We start from the raw sequence: 16372 nt of genomic DNA on the forward strand, positions 1-16372 counted from the left end.
GGAATAAACAGGTGAGCAGGCATGACAGGGCGTGAAAACGGCTTTGACGCAATCAAGGGCGCAGCGATTATCTTGGTGGTTTTCGGCCATGTCTGGCTGGGGCTGGGCAGTGCCGGGCTGATCGGCGACGCCCAGTTGTTCCGCACGGTAGAAGAGGCCATCTACCTGTTCCATATGCCGGTGTTTTTCTTCGTTTCGGGCTTGTTTTTCATGCCGAAGCCCGCGCCGGTCCCGTTTTTGCGCCATAAGGTGCTGACCCTGCTTTGGCCTCTGTTGCTGTGGAGCTGGATCGAAGCTCTGGCCTTGCTGGTCTCGGGGCAGGGAGGGGATCGCGGGGTCTCGGGGCTGCTGGATGTGCTGGCCTATCCGGTTCCTGTCAAAAGCGTGTTCTGGTTTTTGTGGGCGCTGTTCGTGCTGCAAATCGGCGCCTATCTGGTTCAGCGGCTGTTCCGGGCGGGCGCGCTGGTGGCGATGCTGGGGCTGGCCATCGCGTCCGTGTTGTTTTTCCTGTTGGGGCTGAATCCGGGAATCTTTGTCACAATTATCGAAAATGCGCCGTATTTTCTGGCCGGTATCCTGATGCGTCCCATCCGCAAAGAGCTGGCCCACCCGCTGCCCCTGCCCTTTGTTGTGGGGGCGCTGATGCTGATCCTGTCCGAGGTCGTGCATCTGAAAGAGGGGATCGGCGCGCCGTGGTTTCAGGTCACGGCTCTGCTGGCGGTGATGGGCTTTTGCGGTGTGTTCGCCCGGATCGGCAACACCTGGGCGGGGGGCGGTTTTGCCTGGCTGGGCGCGCGGACCATGCCGATTTATCTGATCCATATCATCCTGACCGCAGCCACCCGCGTGACCCTGCTGAAACTGGGCGTCACCGCCCTGGGGCCGCATCTGGTGGCGGGGGTGCTGATGGGCATTGGCGTGCCGCTGATCGTGGATGCGGCAGTGCAGCGGCTGGGATGGGGGAAAGTGGCCGGGTTCGGCCAGCGCCCTGGACGCGCGACTATGCAAAACTGACCGAGACACCGCCGAACGGGCCGAAATCGGCCTCGATGACCGCCCCCGAGGGGGCCTCGACCGGGCGAATGAAACTGCCGGACAGGATCACCTGCCCCGGTTTGATCTGCTGGCCGTACTGGTCCATCCGGTGCGCCAGCCAGACGATGCCCTGCACAGGATCGTTCAGCACCCCGGCACCCAGCCCGGTTTCTTCGACCGCGCCGTTTTTCTGCACGATCGCGCCGACCCAGCGCAGATCATGGGCGTCGATCTGGTGGCGCTCGTCCCCCAGCACAATCCCGGCATTGGCCGCATTATCGCTGATCGTGTCGGTGATGATCCGGGTTTGGCCCGTCGCCGGATCCGCCCGCAGAATGCGCGTGTCCAGAATCTCAAGCGCGGGCGTCACGTAATCGGTGGCGGCGATCACATCGGCGGCCGTCACGTGGCGTCCGGCCAGGGGGGCCTTCATCACAAAGGCGATCTCGGCCTCGATCCGGGGCTGAATGAACCGCCCCTTGGGCACCACCCCGCCGTTTTCAAAGGCCATGTCATCCATCAGAACGCCGCTGTCGGGGATGTCGATATTCAGCGCGGCCTGCATCGCCTTTGAGGTCAGGCCGATTTTCCAGCCGATCACCTTGCGCCCCACCGCCTTGCGCCGCGCGATCAACGCGGCCTGAACGGCATAGGCGTCATCCATCGTCATGCCGGGGTATTTCAGTGACAAAAGCCCGATCTGCTGACCCGATTGTTCGGCCTGCCACAGGGCCTCGGCGGCCTCGACATGCTGGTCGGGGGTCATGCCTCGTCCTCCACCGTGTTGGTCAGGGTGCCGATGCCTTCGACCTCGATTTCGACCACGTCGCCGGGGACCAGGTATTTGGGCGGATCGAACCGCGCGCCCGCGCCGGTAGGAGTGCCGGTCACGATGATGTCGCCGGGCACCAGCGTGGTGAAGGTACTGATATAGGCGATTTCCTCGCGGATCGGGAACATCATGCGCGCCAGCACGTCGTCCTGGCGGACCTCGCCGTTCACGCGGGTGATGATGCGCGCGTCATCCAGCTGTTTGGCATCGGAGAAGGGCACCAGCCAAGGGCCGATGGCGCCCGAATTGTCCCAGTTCTTGCCCTGAGTCACGTTGAATTTCGCATGGCGCACCCAGTCGCGGATCGTGCCCTCGTTGCACAGGGTCAGGGCGGCGATGTGGTCATAGGCGTCCTCGGGTTTGATGCGGCGGCCGCCCTTGCCGATGACGATGACCACCTCGCCCTCGTAATCCAGCGTGTGGTTTTCCGGCGGGCGGATCAGCGGGCGGCCATGGCCGGTAAAGCTGCGCGCAAACCGCGGGAACAGCGACATGTGTTTGGGCTGGCTGGAGCCGTCCTTGTATTCGGCGTTCCGGTCGGGAAAGTTGACGCCCACACACAGGATTTTTTCAGGCGCGGGGATCGGGATGTCATATTCGAACGTCCCCTCCGGATGCGTCACGGCGCGGTTCTCGGCGGCTTTGGTTAGGGCGCTCAGACCGTCTGCGGCGATCACCTCGCGCAGGGTGGGCCATTGCGGGAAATCCCCGGACAGGGCGACAAATCCCCCTTCGATCACGGCGCCGTAAAGCTGGCCGTCCTCTGTCGATACAGTCGCAAATTTCATGCTATTCACTTTCTTCAGCGGGTCAGGGAGCGATGATCGGTTGCGCTTTCATCTTGCTGTCGCGCAATTCGGTATCGCGGAAAACGCTGCCATGTTCGAACCACGATTTCGGCGCAGGCGCACCCCACAAGGTCTGGCGCTGCGGGTCTTTGAGATCCCATTTGATCGGCTCCAGATCGGGGTCAACCGTTTGATAATCCGAGCAATAAATCTCGATCCGGTGGCCGTCCGGATCCAGAATATAGAGGAAGAACGCGTTGGAAATCCCGTGCCGGCCCGGCCCGCGTTCGATGTTATCCAGGTATCCTGTGGTGCTCATCAGGTCCAGCAGGTCGATGATGTTCAGCGGCGTGGGCACCCAGAAGGCGGTGTGGTGCAGGCGCGGGCCCTTGCCGTTGGTAAAGGCGATGTCGTGGATGCCGCCCTTGCGGTGCATCCAGGCGGCCCACAGGTTCTTGCTTGCGTCGTCCTCGGTGTATTCGGTGACGCGGAAGCCCAGCTCATTGTAGAATTCAACGCTGGCGTCCACATCGGGGCTGTAGCAGTTGAAATGGTCGATCCGCAGGGGTTTCACGCCGTTGTACAGCTTATATTCCTGATGGATGGGCGCCAGGCGGTCCATTTTGAAGTAGAATTCCATCGGCGCGCCGAACAGGTCGGTGCTGCGCAGGGTGCGGCCCTGATAGGGGCGATCCACCCATTCGACGGGCAGATCCTTGGCGGCGAACCACTCGGCGGCCTTGTCCAGGTCTTCTTCGGAGAACACCTTATAGGACAGATAGCTGACCGAGGGCGCATCCCCCTGTTTCAGAACCATGCAGTGGTGGCCGCGCTCTTCCATGGCGCGCAGATAGAGGGTGCTGTCATCCTCGTCAGTGACTTGCAGGCCCAGCGTGTCCACATAGAAGGCGCGGCTGGCGGCCAGATCCCTGACGATCAGCTCGACATGGCTGAGGCGCACGATGTTGAACGCGGGGTAAAGGTTTGGGGCGGGAACGGGCATAAGGGTCTCCTGTCGTCGGGTCGGCCCTATGGGACCGGGAAAATCACGTTGGTCTGGCCGGTGCCGGAACTGGGGAAATACTCGGTCACGATCTCGCATTTCTGGTCATATCGGTCCCATCCCAGCGCGCCATACAGCATGGCGGTGTCATGCATTGCGCCTTCTCCGCAGCAATGTGCGGCATATTCTGGCAGCATCTTCAGAAAGCTCGCGTGATCGCCGTTTTTCCACATCTCCAGCACATGCAGGTCCATCTGGCGGTTGAATTCGGAACTGATGGTGAAGGTGCCGTTGTTGGCGGCATAGTCCTTGTTGGCCCAGATTTTGTGGGACAGGCTGCCGCTGGCCAGCAGCAGGACCTTGTGATCGCTGGCCTCGACCGCTTTGCGGATCGCTTCGCCGATCACACGGCTTTCGTCATGGTCGTGCACGGTGCACCAGGCCGCAATTGAGACCACCTTCAGGTCGTGTTCGCGGCTCATGAAGCGCATTGGCACCAGCGAGCCGTATTCCAGCTCCAGACTGTCCAGGTGGTGCGACAGCGTATACACCCCCATATCCGAGGCCGCCTGCGCAATCGCATCCCCCAGTTGGGGATTGCCCGGATAGTCATAGGGCAGATCCTGAATGAACTGCGGAAACTCATTCGAGGTGAACATCCCGTGGAAGCGATGGTTCGCGTTGATATGAAAGCCCGCGTTGATCACCCAATGGGTATCACAGATCACCACGGTGTCGGCCCCCAGGGCTCTGGCCCTGCGCGCGATTTCATAGTGGCCCTCGATGGCCGGCTGGCGTTTGCCCTGGATCGGGCCGGGCTGTTCCGACATCAGCATTGTCGGAACGTGGGTTACCTTGGCGGCAAGGACGATTTCACCCATCTCTTTCTCCTCCGATAGAAACTGTCGCGCGTTTCCTGTGGGCGATTTACGCGCCCAGCTGAGGGATCTTGTGCTGACCGATGGCCAGACCGATGTGTTTTTGCTCCATGTAGAATTCGAAGGACCAGTCGCCACCGTCGCGCCCGATGCCCGAGGCCTTGACCCCGCCAAAGGGCGTGGGCAGGTGGCGGACGTTTTCGCTGTTGACCCAGATCATCCCGGCCTCCAGCTTATCGGTAAAGCGCAGCGCGCGGGTCAGATCGTTTGTCCAGACATAGCCGGTTAGCCCGTATTGCACATCATTGGCGATTTGCAGCGCCTGTTCCTCGGTGTCGAAGGGAATGGCGGTCAGCACCGGGCCAAAGATTTCCTCTTGGGCGATGCGCATGTCGTTCTGTGCGCCGGTGAACAGCGTGGGTTTGACGTAGTATCCGGGCTGATCCAGCGGTTCGCCGCCGGCGGCGATGGTGGCGCCGTCCTGTTTGGCGATGTCGAAATAGCTGCACACCTTGTTGAAATGGGTCTGATGGATCAGCGGGCCGACCTCGGTTTTCGGGTCCAGAGGGTGGCCGACACGGATATTGTTCACACGGGCGATCAGTTTTTCAATGAACGCCTCCGCAATGGTGGATTGCACCAGAAGGCGGCTGGACGAGGTACAGCGTTCACCGTTCAGCGAATAGATCATGAAGATCGCGGCATCCAGCGCGCGGTCCAGATCGGCGTCGTCAAAGACGATGACGGGGTTCTTGCCGCCCAGCTCAAAGTGGACGCGTTTCAGCGTGTCGGCGCCCTGTTTCATGATCATCGAGCCGGTCTTGGATTCGCCCACAAAGGCGATGGCCTTGATGTCGGGGTGTTCGGTCAGCGCGCGGCCTGCATCCTCGCCAAAGCCGTTGACCAGGTTCCAGACGCCAGGGGGCAGGCCCGCCTCTTCGGCGATCTCCATCAGGATGCGCGCGGTGACAGGGCTGAACTCGGCCGGTTTGTGCACCACGGTACAGCCCGCCGCCAGCGCCGGAGCGATCTTCCAGGTGGACAGCATGAAGGGCGTGTTCCACGGGGTGATCACGCCGACAGGGCCAATGGGGGTGCGCGTGGTAAGGTTCATCAGCGTGGGCGAGGGCAGGGCCTGACCGTCCCGCGCGCTGGGCGCTTTGTCGGCGAAGAACTTGAAATTCGCGGCCCCGCGCAGCGCGGCCTTGGACATGAACCGCAGCGCCTGGCCGGTGTCATAGCATTCGCACAGGGCGATTTCCTCGGCGCGCGCCTCGATGCCTTCGGCGATTTTGTGCAGAATCTTTTTGCGTTCAGCGGCGGGCATGTCGCGCCAGGCAGGGAAGGCATCGCTGGCGGCCCTGGCGGCGGCGTCAATGTCCGAAGCATCCGATTTGGCGACGTTGCAGATGAAGGTCTCATCCACGGGCGAGCGGTTTTCAAAGGTCAGCCCGCTGCCCGCGGGCAGATCCTGCCCACCGATGCGGTTCAGCACGCCGGTGTCCTTGAACCGCGCCAGATAGCCGCTCAGTTTCTCGATATTGGTTTGCAGATCGGACATGTCTCAGCCTTTCAGATGGTCGCGGATAGTGCCGGTTTTGGGGGAAAGCTGGGGGTCGATGTCGCGCATCTCCATCGACAGAGCCAGCGAGCGCGTCTCAAGCACGGGTTTCAGAAATACCTGGGCAGCGTCGAAAATGGCGGCTGTGGCGCGTTTGCGCGTGTCCAGATCCCGGCCGGCCCGCAGGCGAACGCTCAGGTCGATATAGCCGTGTTTGGGGTCTCCGTCGGCCAGGCTGACATGATCGGCCCGAAAGGCCCGCACTCTGACGCCGGCCATGGGGAAAACACCCGTGGCAATCGCTTCGCGCCGCAGCAGGTCGCAGAATGCGGGCCAATCCACCGCCTCTTCGAGGTTGGCGGAATAGTCGATCATGAAATGCGGCATGTGTCCTCCCCGCTCAGTCATTAACATGTTAAATAAAATTCCGAAGCTGCGTCAAGCCCCCGTATTGTCAGGCGCAAAAAACCGGGGCAAAACAGGGTTATGGATGCAAAAGGACACCTCCCGCCGGAAACGAATCGGTCTTTGCCAATTGCGTTGCTCAGGGCGCGCGAAAAGGTGATGGGGCCGATCCGGTCTATGCTGATGGATGTCGGCGTGACGGAACAGCAGTGGCGCGTGATGCGTGTGCTGAACGAATGCGGCACCCTGGACCCGACCGAGATCGCCGAGCGATCCTGCCTGCTGCTGCCGTCCTTGACGCGGATTTTACAAACGCTGGAGAGCAAAGCGCTGATTTCACGCGCACCGCATCCGACGGACCGGCGCAAGCAGCTGGTCACGATCACCGGGGCCGGTCAGCAGATGATTCTGGACAACATGAAGGAAAGCCAGCGCCTGAACGCGTGGCTGCGAGAGTCCTTTGGTGATGAAAAGCTGGATGCCTTGCTGGATCTTCTGAACGAGCTGGACGCGTTGGAGCGTCTGGAAGATCACTGAAGCGGCAGGCCCCGCAGGGCCCGCCAGCTCGATTCGTTCCGGTAGGTTCCGCTATAGGCCAAGCAGAACCGTCTGACCGTCCAGTTTGACCGGGAAACTGGCGGTTTGCCCCTCATCCGCGCCCTGAGCAGCGCCGGTTTCCAGCGAGATCACCCAGTTATGCAGCGGGCAGGTGACGCATCCGTCATGCACGATGCCCTGGCTGAGCGGGCCGTTTTTATGCGGGCACTTATCCTCCAGCGCGAAGATGCGGTCATCGCTGGTGCGGAAAATCGCGATGGTCATGTCGCCGTTTTTCACGCAGCGCGCACCCTGGCGCGGGATGTCCGAGATGTCTCCGACCGAGACCCATTGTTGTGCTTGGACGTTCATTCTGCCGCCTCCAGTTTGATTTCAGCCATCGGGGCGAATTCATGCGCTTCGGCGCCGGCCACACGTTCGGCCCAGGGATCGACCTGTGCGAATTGCTGGCTATAGACGAAGCGTTCGTAATAGGCTTGGCGCTGTTCCAGATCGTCAAAGATGACCTCTTTGATGTGGTCATAGCCCACGCGATCGGCCCATTTGTAGATGCGTTCCAGATAGTAGCCCTGTTCGCGATACATCTGGGTCATGGCGCAGATGGTCTCGATACATTCTTCTTCGGTTTTCACGGTGCCCAGATCGGTGGTGCCCTGAATGTGCAGACCCGCCGCGCCGCCATAGACGATCTGATAGCCGCTATCGACGCAGATCACGCCGATGTCCTTGCAGGTGGCCTCGGCGCAGTTGCGCGGGCAGCCGGTGACGGCCAGTTTCAGCTTGGCCGGGGACCACGAGCCCCACAGGATTTTCTCAAGCTTCACGCCCAGACCCGTCGAATCCTGCGTGCCAAAGCGGCACCAGTCCGTGCCGACGCAGGTTTTCACCGTCCGCAGACCCTTGGCATAGGCCGCGCCCGAGATCATGCCCGCATCGTTCAGATCCTTCCAGACCGGCAGCAGGTCTTCTTTTTTCACGCCCAGCAGATCAATCCGCTGGCCGCCGGTGACCTTGACGGTGGGGATCTCGTATTTGTCGGCCACATCGGCGATGGCGCGCAGCTCGTCCGGGGTGGTCAGGCCGCCGAACATACGCGGCACAACCGAGTAGGTGCCATCCTTCTGGATATTCGCGTGGACGCGTTCGTTGATAAAGCGCGACTGCATGTCATCCACGTATTCACCCGGCCAATCGGCGACCAGATAGTAGTTCAGCGCAGGGCGGCATTTGGCGCAGCCTTCGGGCGTGGACCATTCCAGTTCCTGCATGACCTCGGGGATGGATTTCAGTTCCTTGGCCTTGATCAGGCGACGCACATCGCCGTGGGTGTGGGTGGTGCAGGGGCACATGCCCTCGGCTGCGGGCAGGACGAAATCATCGCCCAGGGCGAGGCCCATCACGCCTTCGACCAGGCCGGTACATGTCCCGCACGAGGCGCTGGCCTTGGTCACGGCGCGGACCTCGGCCAGGGTGGTCAGGCCCTTATCCTTGATCGCGGTCATGATCTGACCCTTGGAGATGCCGTTACAGCCGCAGATTTCCGCGTCATCGGGCAGGTTCGCCAAGGCGGCCAGCGGATCGGCCGCCGCGCCCCCCTGATAGGCCTGACCGAAGATCAGGGTTTCGCGCATTTCCTCGATGTCTTCGCCGGATTTCAGCAGCTCATTATACCAGGCGCCGTCGGCGACATCGCCGTACAGAACCGCGCCGATCACCTTGTTGTCTTGCAAGATCACGCGCTTATAGGTGCCGCGGGTGGCGTCGCGCAGGACGATATCCTCGCGGTCGGGGCCTTCGGCGAAATCACCGACCGAGTAGAGATCACAGCCCGTGACCTTCAGTTTTGTCGGCGTTTCGGCGTGTTTGAATTCGGTGTCCGCAGGGCCGGCCAGATGGGCGGCGGCGACGCGCGCCATCTGATACAGCGGGGCGACCAGGCCGTAAACCATGCCGCCGACCTCGACACATTCGCCGACCGAATAAATATCGGCGTCCGAGGTCTGCATCGACGCGGTGGTGACGATCCCGCGGTTGACCTCCAGGCCCGCATCGGCGGCCAGTTGGGTGCTGGGGCGGATGCCCACGGCCATGACCACCAGAGAGGCGTCGATCACCGTGCCGTCGGCTAGTTCCACGCCCTCCACCTTATCGGTGCCCAGGATTTGCTTGGTGTTGGCTTCGCACTTTACTTCGATCCCGCGCGATTCCAGCTCGCGTTGCAGCAGGTAGCCGGCGGCGGGGTCCAGCTGACGCTCCATCAGGGTGGGCATCAGGTGAATGACGGTCACGTCCATGCCGCGCGCCTTCAGGCCGGCGGCGGCCTCCAGACCCAGCAGGCCACCCCCGATGACAACGGCGCGCCCGCCCTTGTCCGAGGCCTCCAGCATTCCGTCCACGTCATCAAGATCGCGGTAGGCCAGAACGCCGGGCAGATCCTTGCCCGGAACCGGGATGATGAACGGGGACGAGCCGGTGGCGATCACCAGCTTATCATAGGCCTCGGTCACGCCGCCTTCGGAGGTGACGGTCTTGGCCTCGCGGTCGATCTGCGTGACCTTCTGGCCCTTGTGCAGGGTGATGCCGTGATCGGCGTACCAGGCGTCATCGTGGATCACGATGTCGTCAAAGCTTTTCTCGCCGGACAGAACGGGCGACAGCATGATGCGGTCATAGTTCACGCGCGGCTCGGCGTTGAAAATGGTGACTTCGTATTGATCGGTCAGGTCGAACAGATGTTCCAGCATCCGGCCGGGGGCCATACCATTACCGATGATGACAAGGCGTTGTTTAGGCATGTGGCGCTCCATCGTCACAAGAGTCTCTGGGGACTCGGGGATTTACAGTGAGTGATGTGCAGCGCCATTGCCGCGATGATCCGACGGGCCGGACCATAAAAGAATAGGGCCACGTCATTGCAGCCGTGCCTTGATAGACCATGATAAGTTACAGGCCCTGCGGGAGAGGTTGCAAGCAGGCTGTTGCTGCATTGCGGCGCCGAAGCGGGAAAACCGTGTTTGCGGCCTCTGTCTGCTTAGTTTTTGTGCAGCCTTTGTCTGGCGCTGTCAGGGATTTGCCCTGGAATTGCCGGGCGCTGACAATGGATGCAAAAAATTCCCCGCAAGTTCCCCCGAATTCGGCCCAGTGCGGGCTCTTTCGGGGTAGGCAGCGATTCGGCGATCTGCTATCTTGCCCGGAATAAAAAGAATATCGGCAGGTATACAGGTAATGAGGACGGGCTATCGTGGCACGTTCGTTATCTCTTGGTCGCAAACGGAACTGGACGGTCTTCGGGCTGCCTCGGTCGGGCAATTGGCTGTCGGAGCCATATGGGCCTGGCACGGCGAGGCGCTGCGCGTGGATGGCCGCAATGATCTGCTGCGTCTTGAGAATGCGGACGGAGAAGAAACCCTAAGACGAAGCGCCGCGCGCATGGTGTCGCGGCTGGTGGGCATGGCAATGTCGCACGAACGGGAATCGCAAGAGGCGGATCCCGAGCTTCTTTTGCGTGATCGCTACTTTATCGTCACGGATGGGCAGCGGTCTTATACGGTGACGCTGATTGATCCAGAAACCGGGGGCGCGCCGCTGGCGATGTTCGTCGGGGAAATGCCGCCTCAGAAACGCGAGCTGTGGATCGTGCATACGGCCCTGCGCTCGGAGCCGGACACGGTGGCGCTGGAGGCGCGGCGCGGGGTGATCTGCTTTACCCCCGGCACGCGGATTGACACGCCAGAGGGGCCGCGCCTTGTGGAAGAGCTGCGCGAGGGCGACGCGGTGCAGACGCTGGACAGCGGTGCGCAGGAAATTCAGTGGATCGGCAAGCGCCGGATGACGGGGGCGCGTCTTTATACCATGCCCTATCTGCGCCCGATCCGGATTCGGGCCGGTGCCGTGGGCCTGGGGCGCCCGGATGAGGAGTTGCTGGTCTCGCCCGATCACCGGATTTTGCTGAAAGGCGATGCCGCCCGCGCTTTGTTCAACACCCCCGAGGTTCTGGTCGCTGCGCGTGATCTGGTGGATGGGCACCGGGTCAATGTGGACATGGCCCTGCGCGAGGTGACCTATATCCATATCCTGCTGCCGCAGCATCATCTGATCCGGGCCAATGGCGTGGAAACCGAGAGCTTCCATCCTGCCAGCGCTCATTTCGACGCGTTGGAGGCCAGCGACCGGCGGCGCCTGGAGCAAGCCCGCCCCGAGGTGGCCCGAGACCCCGCAGCCTATGGCGAATACGTGCGCCGCACGCTGAACAAGTCCGAAGCAGCCATTCTGACGCACGAGCGGGCCTGAAAAGAGACCTGAAAAGAGACCAGAAAAATAGGCCTGAGAGAATGGCCCCGAGAAACTGTTGACTCCGGGGGCAATCTGTCTATAAGCGCGGCTTCATTGGTGTTGGTGGCCCCCGCAAGGGGATGCCTGTCACGTCGGCAAACCTGGCGAGAGGACAACGCCCTTCGAACCCGCGATTGCAGTCCGAAAAGTGGGAAACGGTTTTCGGATCGCGCTGCAATGCTTTACATTGAAGGAGATCAGCAGATGACCAAAAGAACTGCTGCCAAGTACAAGATCGATCGCCGCATGGGCGAAAACATTTGGGGTCGCCCCAAATCCCCCGTCAACCGTCGTGATTACGGCCCCGGCCAGCACGGTCAGCGCCGCAAGGGCAAACTGTCCGACTTCGGCACCCAGCTGCGCGCCAAGCAGAAGCTGAAAGGCTACTACGGCGACCTGACCGAGAAACAGTTCCGTCGCATCTATGGCGAAGCCGAGCGTGTCAAAGGCGATACGGGTGAAAACCTGATCGGCCTGCTGGAGCGCCGCCTGGACGCCGTTGTCTACCGCGCCAAATTCGTGCCCACCGTGTTCGCGGCCCGTCAGTTCGTGAACCACGGACACGTCCTGGTGAACGGCAAGCGCGTGAACATCGCGTCCTACCGCGTCAAAGAAGGCGACGTTGTCGAAGTTCGTGACAAGTCCAAACAACTGGCCGTCCTGCTGGAAGCCGTGCAACTGCCCGAGCGCGACGTGCCCGACTACATCGACGCCGACCACTCGAAGATGAAAGCCACCTTCGTGCGCACCCCCGGCCTGTCGGACGTGCCCTACCCGGTGATGATGGAACCGAACCTGGTCGTGGAATTCTACGCGAAGAACTAATCTTCGCCGATCCAGACAAAATTCAGGAAACCCCGGCCCCAGCGGTCGGGTTTTTCTTTTGATGTTTCTGTCCAAGGTCCAGAATTTGTCCGTTCTATAGGTTGCTGCAGCAGGAATGAGGGTCAGTTGTCAGACCTACGGGCTTAGTAAGCCGAAAAGCTTCAGTTTTTGAGCGAGAATGGCTATGCTTCGGGGATGAAAAAAAACAGCATCAGCGTCCAAGACCACATTTTACCTGATGGTTCCATGTCCTTTGAACTTAGGGAAACCCTCACAGACGCACTTGCAGAAATGAAAGAAAACGCCGTAGATCATAAGCAACCACCATGGACAGCCTTTCCAGAATACGAAAGATATTCAGTGGGTTGGAGAATGGGGCCTGGTGAAGACTACTGGCATGCATTCCATCAATGGATACGCTCTCTCGACAGACCAGACGTTGATAAATTTGTTTCGGCTTATCCCGAACCAGAAAACTGGACGGGATTTTTCGGTAGCATAGGTTTTGACAGCTAAATTTGCGATGGCTCGTCAGTAGTTTTCATTATTTCGCGGTAGATGGTTTGGTTTGGGTCGTTTCGCCAGGGCGGCCATTCATGATCTGACATTGAAATGTTGCTTCATCCCGCAGTCCCGCCATTCACAATGACCGCCCCGGATACACCCTGACGCATTGCGCGGCGGTGCGGCATCGCCTAAACCGCCCTTGCGACAGGACAGGAGAGCTGACATGGCCGAGAAACCCGCGCTGGAACGGAAATTCGAACAGGGGCTGTTTGCCTCGCGCTGGTTGATGGCACCGATGTATCTGGGGCTGGTCGTGTCACTGGGGATGCTAACCATCGTGTTCTGCCGCGAGCTGATCTACTATGCCCCCCAGGTTCTGAGCATGACCGCCGATAAGGCCATTCTGGTGGTGCTGACGCTGATTGACCTGTCGCTGGCGGCGAACCTGCTGCTGATCGTGCTGTTCTCGGGCTATGAAAACTTCGTCTCGAAGCTGGATATTGATGACGGCGGCGACCGGCCCAGCTGGATGGGCACCGTGGATTTCGGCGGGCTGAAAATGAAGCTGATCGCCTCGATCGTGGCGATTTCCGCCATTCACCTGCTGAAACAGTTCATGGAGATCGGCAAATCCAGCAAGCCTCTGGACGAGGCGGCCCTGTACTGGCTGGTCGTGATTCATATGGTGTTTGTCGGCTCGGGCGTTCTGATGGCCGCGGCGGACTGGCTGGGCGCAAAGTCCAAAAAGGGCTGATCGGGGCGAGTCCTTCGCGTCACACTGGTTTCAAATCGCCGGTTTCGATCTTCCCTTGCCTGAACGGGCTTTGTAAGGAAGGTCCGAAGGAGACACGAACATGACCCAGATCACGCCCCAACCCGGCATCATGGAAATCGCCCTGTATGTCGGCGGTGCCAGCCATGTGGATGGTGTGAGCGATGTGGTCAAGCTCAGCTCGAATGAAAACCCATATGGGCCCAGCCCGGCGGCGGTCGAAGCGCTGCGGCGGGCTTCGTTTGAATTGCACCGTTACCCGTCCACGGATCATGCAGGGCTGCGCGCCGCGATTGGCGACATCCACGGCGTGGCCCCTGACAATGTCATTTGCGGCGTTGGCTCGGACGAGGTGTTGCAGTTCGTCGCACAGTCGTTTGCCGGCCCCGGCGACGAGGTGATCTATACCGAGCATGGGTTTTCCATGTACCCGATCCTGGCCCATGCGGTGGGCGCGACGCCGGTCAAGGTGGCTGAAAACGAACGCGTGGTGGACGTGGATGCCATCCTGGCCGCCTGCACCGATAAAACCCGCATCGTGTTCATCGCCAACCCGGCCAATCCGACCGGCACGATGATTGATCTGGACGACTGCGCACGCCTGGCCGAGGGCCTGCCCCAGGGCGCTCTGCTGGTGCTGGATGGCGCCTATGCCGAGTTCGTCGAAGGTTATGACGGCGGCGCCAAACTGGTGGAAACCCGCGACAACGTGATCATGACCCGGACGTTTTCCAAGATCTACGGGCTGGGCGGGCTGCGGATCGGCTGGGGCTATGCGCCGCGCGCGATCATTGACGTGCTGAACCGGGTGCGCCAGCCTTTCAACCTGTCTAACATCCAGCTGGCCGCCGCCGAGGCCGCGGTGCGCGATACCGCCTATACGGAAAAGTGCCGGGCCGATAACACGCGTTTGCGGAACTGGTTGGCCGAGGCTCTGGCGGCGCATGGGGTGCCGTCCGACCCGTCGGAGACCAACTTCATTCTGGCGCGTTTCAAGGACGAACCCGAGGCCAGCGCCTGCGATGAATACCTGAAATCTCAGGGCCTTATCGTGCGCAAAGTTGGCGGCTACGGCCTGCCCAACTGTTTGCGGATCACCATCGGCGATGAACCCGCCTGCCGCCGCGTGGCCCATGCGATCGGGCAATTCAAAGGGGGTGCCGCGTGAATACCCCCTATCAACGTGTGGCGCTGATCGGGCTGGGGCTGATCGCCTCGTCCATGTACTGGGCGCTGAAACGGGCTGGATTTGACGGCGAGGTGACAGGCTATGCCCGCTCGCAGGAAACCCGCGATACCGCCCGCCGGATCGGCCTGTGCGATCACGTCTGCGACAGCGCGGTCGAGGCCGTGCGCGATGCCGATCTGATCGTCCTGTGTGTGCCTGTCGGGGCGATGGGGGCGGTGATGGCCGATATTGCTCCGCATCTGAAACCTGGCGCAACCGTGTCGGATGTGGGCTCGGTGAAGAAATCGGTGATCGAGGCCGTCGGCCCGCATATTCCCGAAGGCGTGCATTTCGTTCCCGCGCACCCTATGGCAGGGACGGAACATTCCGGCCCCGAATCCGGGTTTGCCACCCTGTTTGATAACCGCTGGTGCCTGATCGTGCCCAACGGTGCGGACGAAACGGCCACCCAAACGCTGGAGGATTTCTGGCGCGCTCTGGGGGCCAATTGCGAACGGATGGACGTGCAGCACCACGATATCGTCTGCGCAGTGGTCAGCCATATCCCGCACCTGATCGCCTATACGATGGTCGGTGTGGCCGATGATCTGAACCGCGTGACGGATACCGAGGTTATCAAGTTCTCGGCCGCTGGTTTTCGGGATTTCACCCGGATTGCCGCGTCGGACCCCACGATGTGGCGCGACGTCTTCCTGACCAACAAAGAGGCGACGCTGGAAATCCTGGGGCGCTTCACCGAAGAGCTGTTCGCCCTGCAACGGGCCATTCGCACTGGCGATGGGGACCAACTGCACGATTACTTTACCCGGACCCGAGCCATTCGCCGCGGGATTATCGAGGCCGGGCAGGATACGGACGCCCCCAATTTCGGGCGCGCGCAGCTGCCCAAATGAAGGCGCTGACGGCGGGGATGATTGGGGCGCTGTGCCTGGCCACGATGGCTGTGGCCTATGCCCCCGAACAGTCCTTGCGCCCCATCGCACGGGGCGAGGTCCACCCCGCGTTGATCGTGTCCATTGACCCCAAAACGCTGGGTGTCACTGCGACGGTGGCGCAGCCCGAACGGGCGGGGCTGGCGCGATCGTTGCGCCCTCATCTGCGGCCCAAGCGATTGAAAACAAAGGTGACCTCGGTGGCCGCAACCAGTGGGGGCGCGGCGCGTCGGGGCTCGGTCTGTGGGGATCCGGCGATTTTGGGCCAGCCTGTGGGGCGGGTTCCGGGTAAGATTTCGGGCTGTGGGCTGTCTGATGCGGTGCGCGTCCATTCTGTATCTGGGGTACAGCTGTCCACCAGCGCCTTGATTGACTGCACCACCGCGAAATCCCTGAAACTATGGGTCGAGCGCGGAATGAAACCGGCGGTCGGGCGACGGGGCGGAGGCGTTTCCAAAATGCGCGTGTTTGCCAGCTATGCCTGCCGGACGCGCAACAACAAGAAGGGGGCGAAAATCTCGGAACATGGTAAGGGGCGGGCGATTGACATCGGGGCCTTCACGCTAAAGGACGGATCCGAGATTTCCGTGCTAAAGGACTGGGGGCGCGGTAAAAAGGGCCGTATTCTCAAAGAGATGCACACCGAGGCCTGCGGTCCGTTCGGCACGGTTCTGGGGCCGAATTCGGATAAGTATCACAAGGATCACTTCCATTTTGACACGGCGCGGTATCGCAGCGGATCCTATTGCAAATAA

17 protein-coding genes are annotated in these 16372 nt (G+C 61.1%); 9 read left to right on the plus strand and 8 right to left on the minus strand.

Features of this window, described 5'->3' with window-relative positions; translation table 11 throughout:
• Positions 1–21 precede the first annotated feature (21 nt).
• Positions 22–1014 (plus strand): acyltransferase family protein, encoded by a 993-nt coding sequence (locus ACP15O_RS16395; protein ID WP_425097196.1) that lies wholly within the window; start codon positions 22–24, stop codon positions 1012–1014.
• Here ACP15O_RS16395 and hpaH read toward each other — a convergent pair.
• From hpaH to ACP15O_RS16425, 6 genes are read right to left on the minus strand one after another with little or no spacing between them, the layout of a single operon-like run.
• Positions 1001–1801 (minus strand): 2-oxo-hept-4-ene-1,7-dioate hydratase, encoded by an 801-nt coding sequence (gene hpaH, locus ACP15O_RS16400; protein ID WP_425097197.1) that lies wholly within the window; start codon positions 1799–1801, stop codon positions 1001–1003. The genes ACP15O_RS16395 and hpaH overlap by 14 nt on opposite strands.
• A complete protein-coding gene (locus ACP15O_RS16405; RefSeq protein ID WP_425097198.1) occupies positions 1798–2655 on the minus strand; it encodes a fumarylacetoacetate hydrolase family protein in 858 nt (285 codons plus the stop codon). Before ACP15O_RS16405 ends, hpaH begins: the two co-directional genes overlap by 4 nt.
• A gap of 22 nt (positions 2656–2677) precedes the next feature.
• On the minus strand, positions 2678–3658 hold the full coding sequence (gene hpaD / locus ACP15O_RS16410) for a 3,4-dihydroxyphenylacetate 2,3-dioxygenase (protein ID WP_425097199.1): 981 nt from the start codon (positions 3656–3658) through the stop codon (positions 2678–2680).
• A 26-nt stretch (positions 3659–3684) separates the two neighbouring features.
• The gene (gene hpaD, locus ACP15O_RS16415; RefSeq protein WP_425097200.1) at positions 3685–4539 is read right to left on the minus strand and encodes a 3,4-dihydroxyphenylacetate 2,3-dioxygenase; all 855 of its coding nucleotides are present in this window, start codon (positions 4537–4539) and stop codon (positions 3685–3687) included.
• Between the two features lie 46 nt (positions 4540–4585).
• Complete coding sequence (hpaE, locus tag ACP15O_RS16420) at positions 4586–6097, minus strand: 5-carboxymethyl-2-hydroxymuconate semialdehyde dehydrogenase (RefSeq protein ID WP_425097202.1); 1512 nt, start codon at positions 6095–6097, stop codon at positions 4586–4588.
• Positions 6098–6100: 3 nt separating this feature from the next.
• Positions 6101–6484, minus strand: a complete 384-nt coding sequence (locus ACP15O_RS16425; RefSeq protein ID WP_425097203.1) for a 5-carboxymethyl-2-hydroxymuconate Delta-isomerase — start codon at positions 6482–6484, stop codon at positions 6101–6103.
• A gap of 99 nt (positions 6485–6583) precedes the next feature.
• Here ACP15O_RS16425 and hpaR point away from each other — a divergent pair, with 99 nt between their 5' ends.
• The gene (gene hpaR, locus ACP15O_RS16430; protein ID WP_425097204.1) at positions 6584–7039 is read left to right on the plus strand and encodes a homoprotocatechuate degradation operon regulator HpaR; all 456 of its coding nucleotides are present in this window, start codon (positions 6584–6586) and stop codon (positions 7037–7039) included.
• Positions 7040–7090: 51 nt separating this feature from the next.
• Here the strand turns inward: hpaR and nirD are convergent, their stop codons facing one another.
• Together nirD and nirB are read right to left on the minus strand one after the other, a co-directional pair.
• Positions 7091–7411: a nitrite reductase small subunit NirD gene (gene nirD, locus ACP15O_RS16435; protein WP_425097205.1), complete on the minus strand. Its 321-nt coding sequence runs from the start codon at positions 7409–7411 to the stop codon at positions 7091–7093.
• Positions 7408–9855 (minus strand): nitrite reductase large subunit NirB, encoded by a 2448-nt coding sequence (nirB, locus tag ACP15O_RS16440; protein WP_425097206.1) that lies wholly within the window; start codon positions 9853–9855, stop codon positions 7408–7410. The genes nirD and nirB overlap by 4 nt, the downstream gene beginning before the upstream one ends.
• A gap of 430 nt (positions 9856–10285) precedes the next feature.
• On the opposite strand from nirB, the gene ACP15O_RS16445 reads away from it, so the two are divergent.
• The 7 genes from ACP15O_RS16445 (at position 10286) to ACP15O_RS16475 (ending at position 16372) form a co-directional block, all read left to right on the plus strand.
• Positions 10286–11350, plus strand: coding sequence for a Hint domain-containing protein (locus ACP15O_RS16445; RefSeq protein WP_425097207.1), 1065 nt, complete (start codon positions 10286–10288; stop codon positions 11348–11350).
• A 246-nt stretch (positions 11351–11596) separates the two neighbouring features.
• Positions 11597–12217, plus strand: a complete 621-nt coding sequence (rpsD, locus tag ACP15O_RS16450; protein WP_425097208.1) for a 30S ribosomal protein S4 — start codon at positions 11597–11599, stop codon at positions 12215–12217.
• A gap of 168 nt (positions 12218–12385) precedes the next feature.
• Entirely contained in the window at positions 12386–12733 is a 348-nt protein-coding gene (locus tag ACP15O_RS16455; RefSeq protein ID WP_425097209.1) for a hypothetical protein, read from the plus strand.
• Between the two features lie 214 nt (positions 12734–12947).
• Positions 12948–13478 carry a TIGR00645 family protein gene (locus ACP15O_RS16460; protein WP_446033531.1) on the plus strand — a complete coding sequence of 177 codons (531 nt, stop codon included), beginning with the start codon at positions 12948–12950 and terminating at the stop codon, positions 13476–13478.
• A 100-nt stretch (positions 13479–13578) separates the two neighbouring features.
• On the plus strand, positions 13579–14664 hold the full coding sequence (gene hisC / locus ACP15O_RS16465) for a histidinol-phosphate transaminase (protein ID WP_425097210.1): 1086 nt from the start codon (positions 13579–13581) through the stop codon (positions 14662–14664).
• On the plus strand, positions 14661–15578 hold the full coding sequence (locus tag ACP15O_RS16470) for a prephenate/arogenate dehydrogenase family protein (RefSeq protein ID WP_425097211.1): 918 nt from the start codon (positions 14661–14663) through the stop codon (positions 15576–15578). Before hisC ends, ACP15O_RS16470 begins: the two co-directional genes overlap by 4 nt.
• The gene (locus ACP15O_RS16475) at positions 15575–16372 is read left to right on the plus strand and encodes an extensin-like domain-containing protein (RefSeq protein ID WP_425097212.1); all 798 of its coding nucleotides are present in this window, start codon (positions 15575–15577) and stop codon (positions 16370–16372) included. The genes ACP15O_RS16470 and ACP15O_RS16475 overlap by 4 nt, the downstream gene beginning before the upstream one ends.

This window comes from Youngimonas ophiurae (nom. illeg.), assembly GCF_049803795.1.
In the GTDB taxonomy this organism is placed as follows: Bacteria; Pseudomonadota; Alphaproteobacteria; order Rhodobacterales; family Rhodobacteraceae; genus Thalassobius.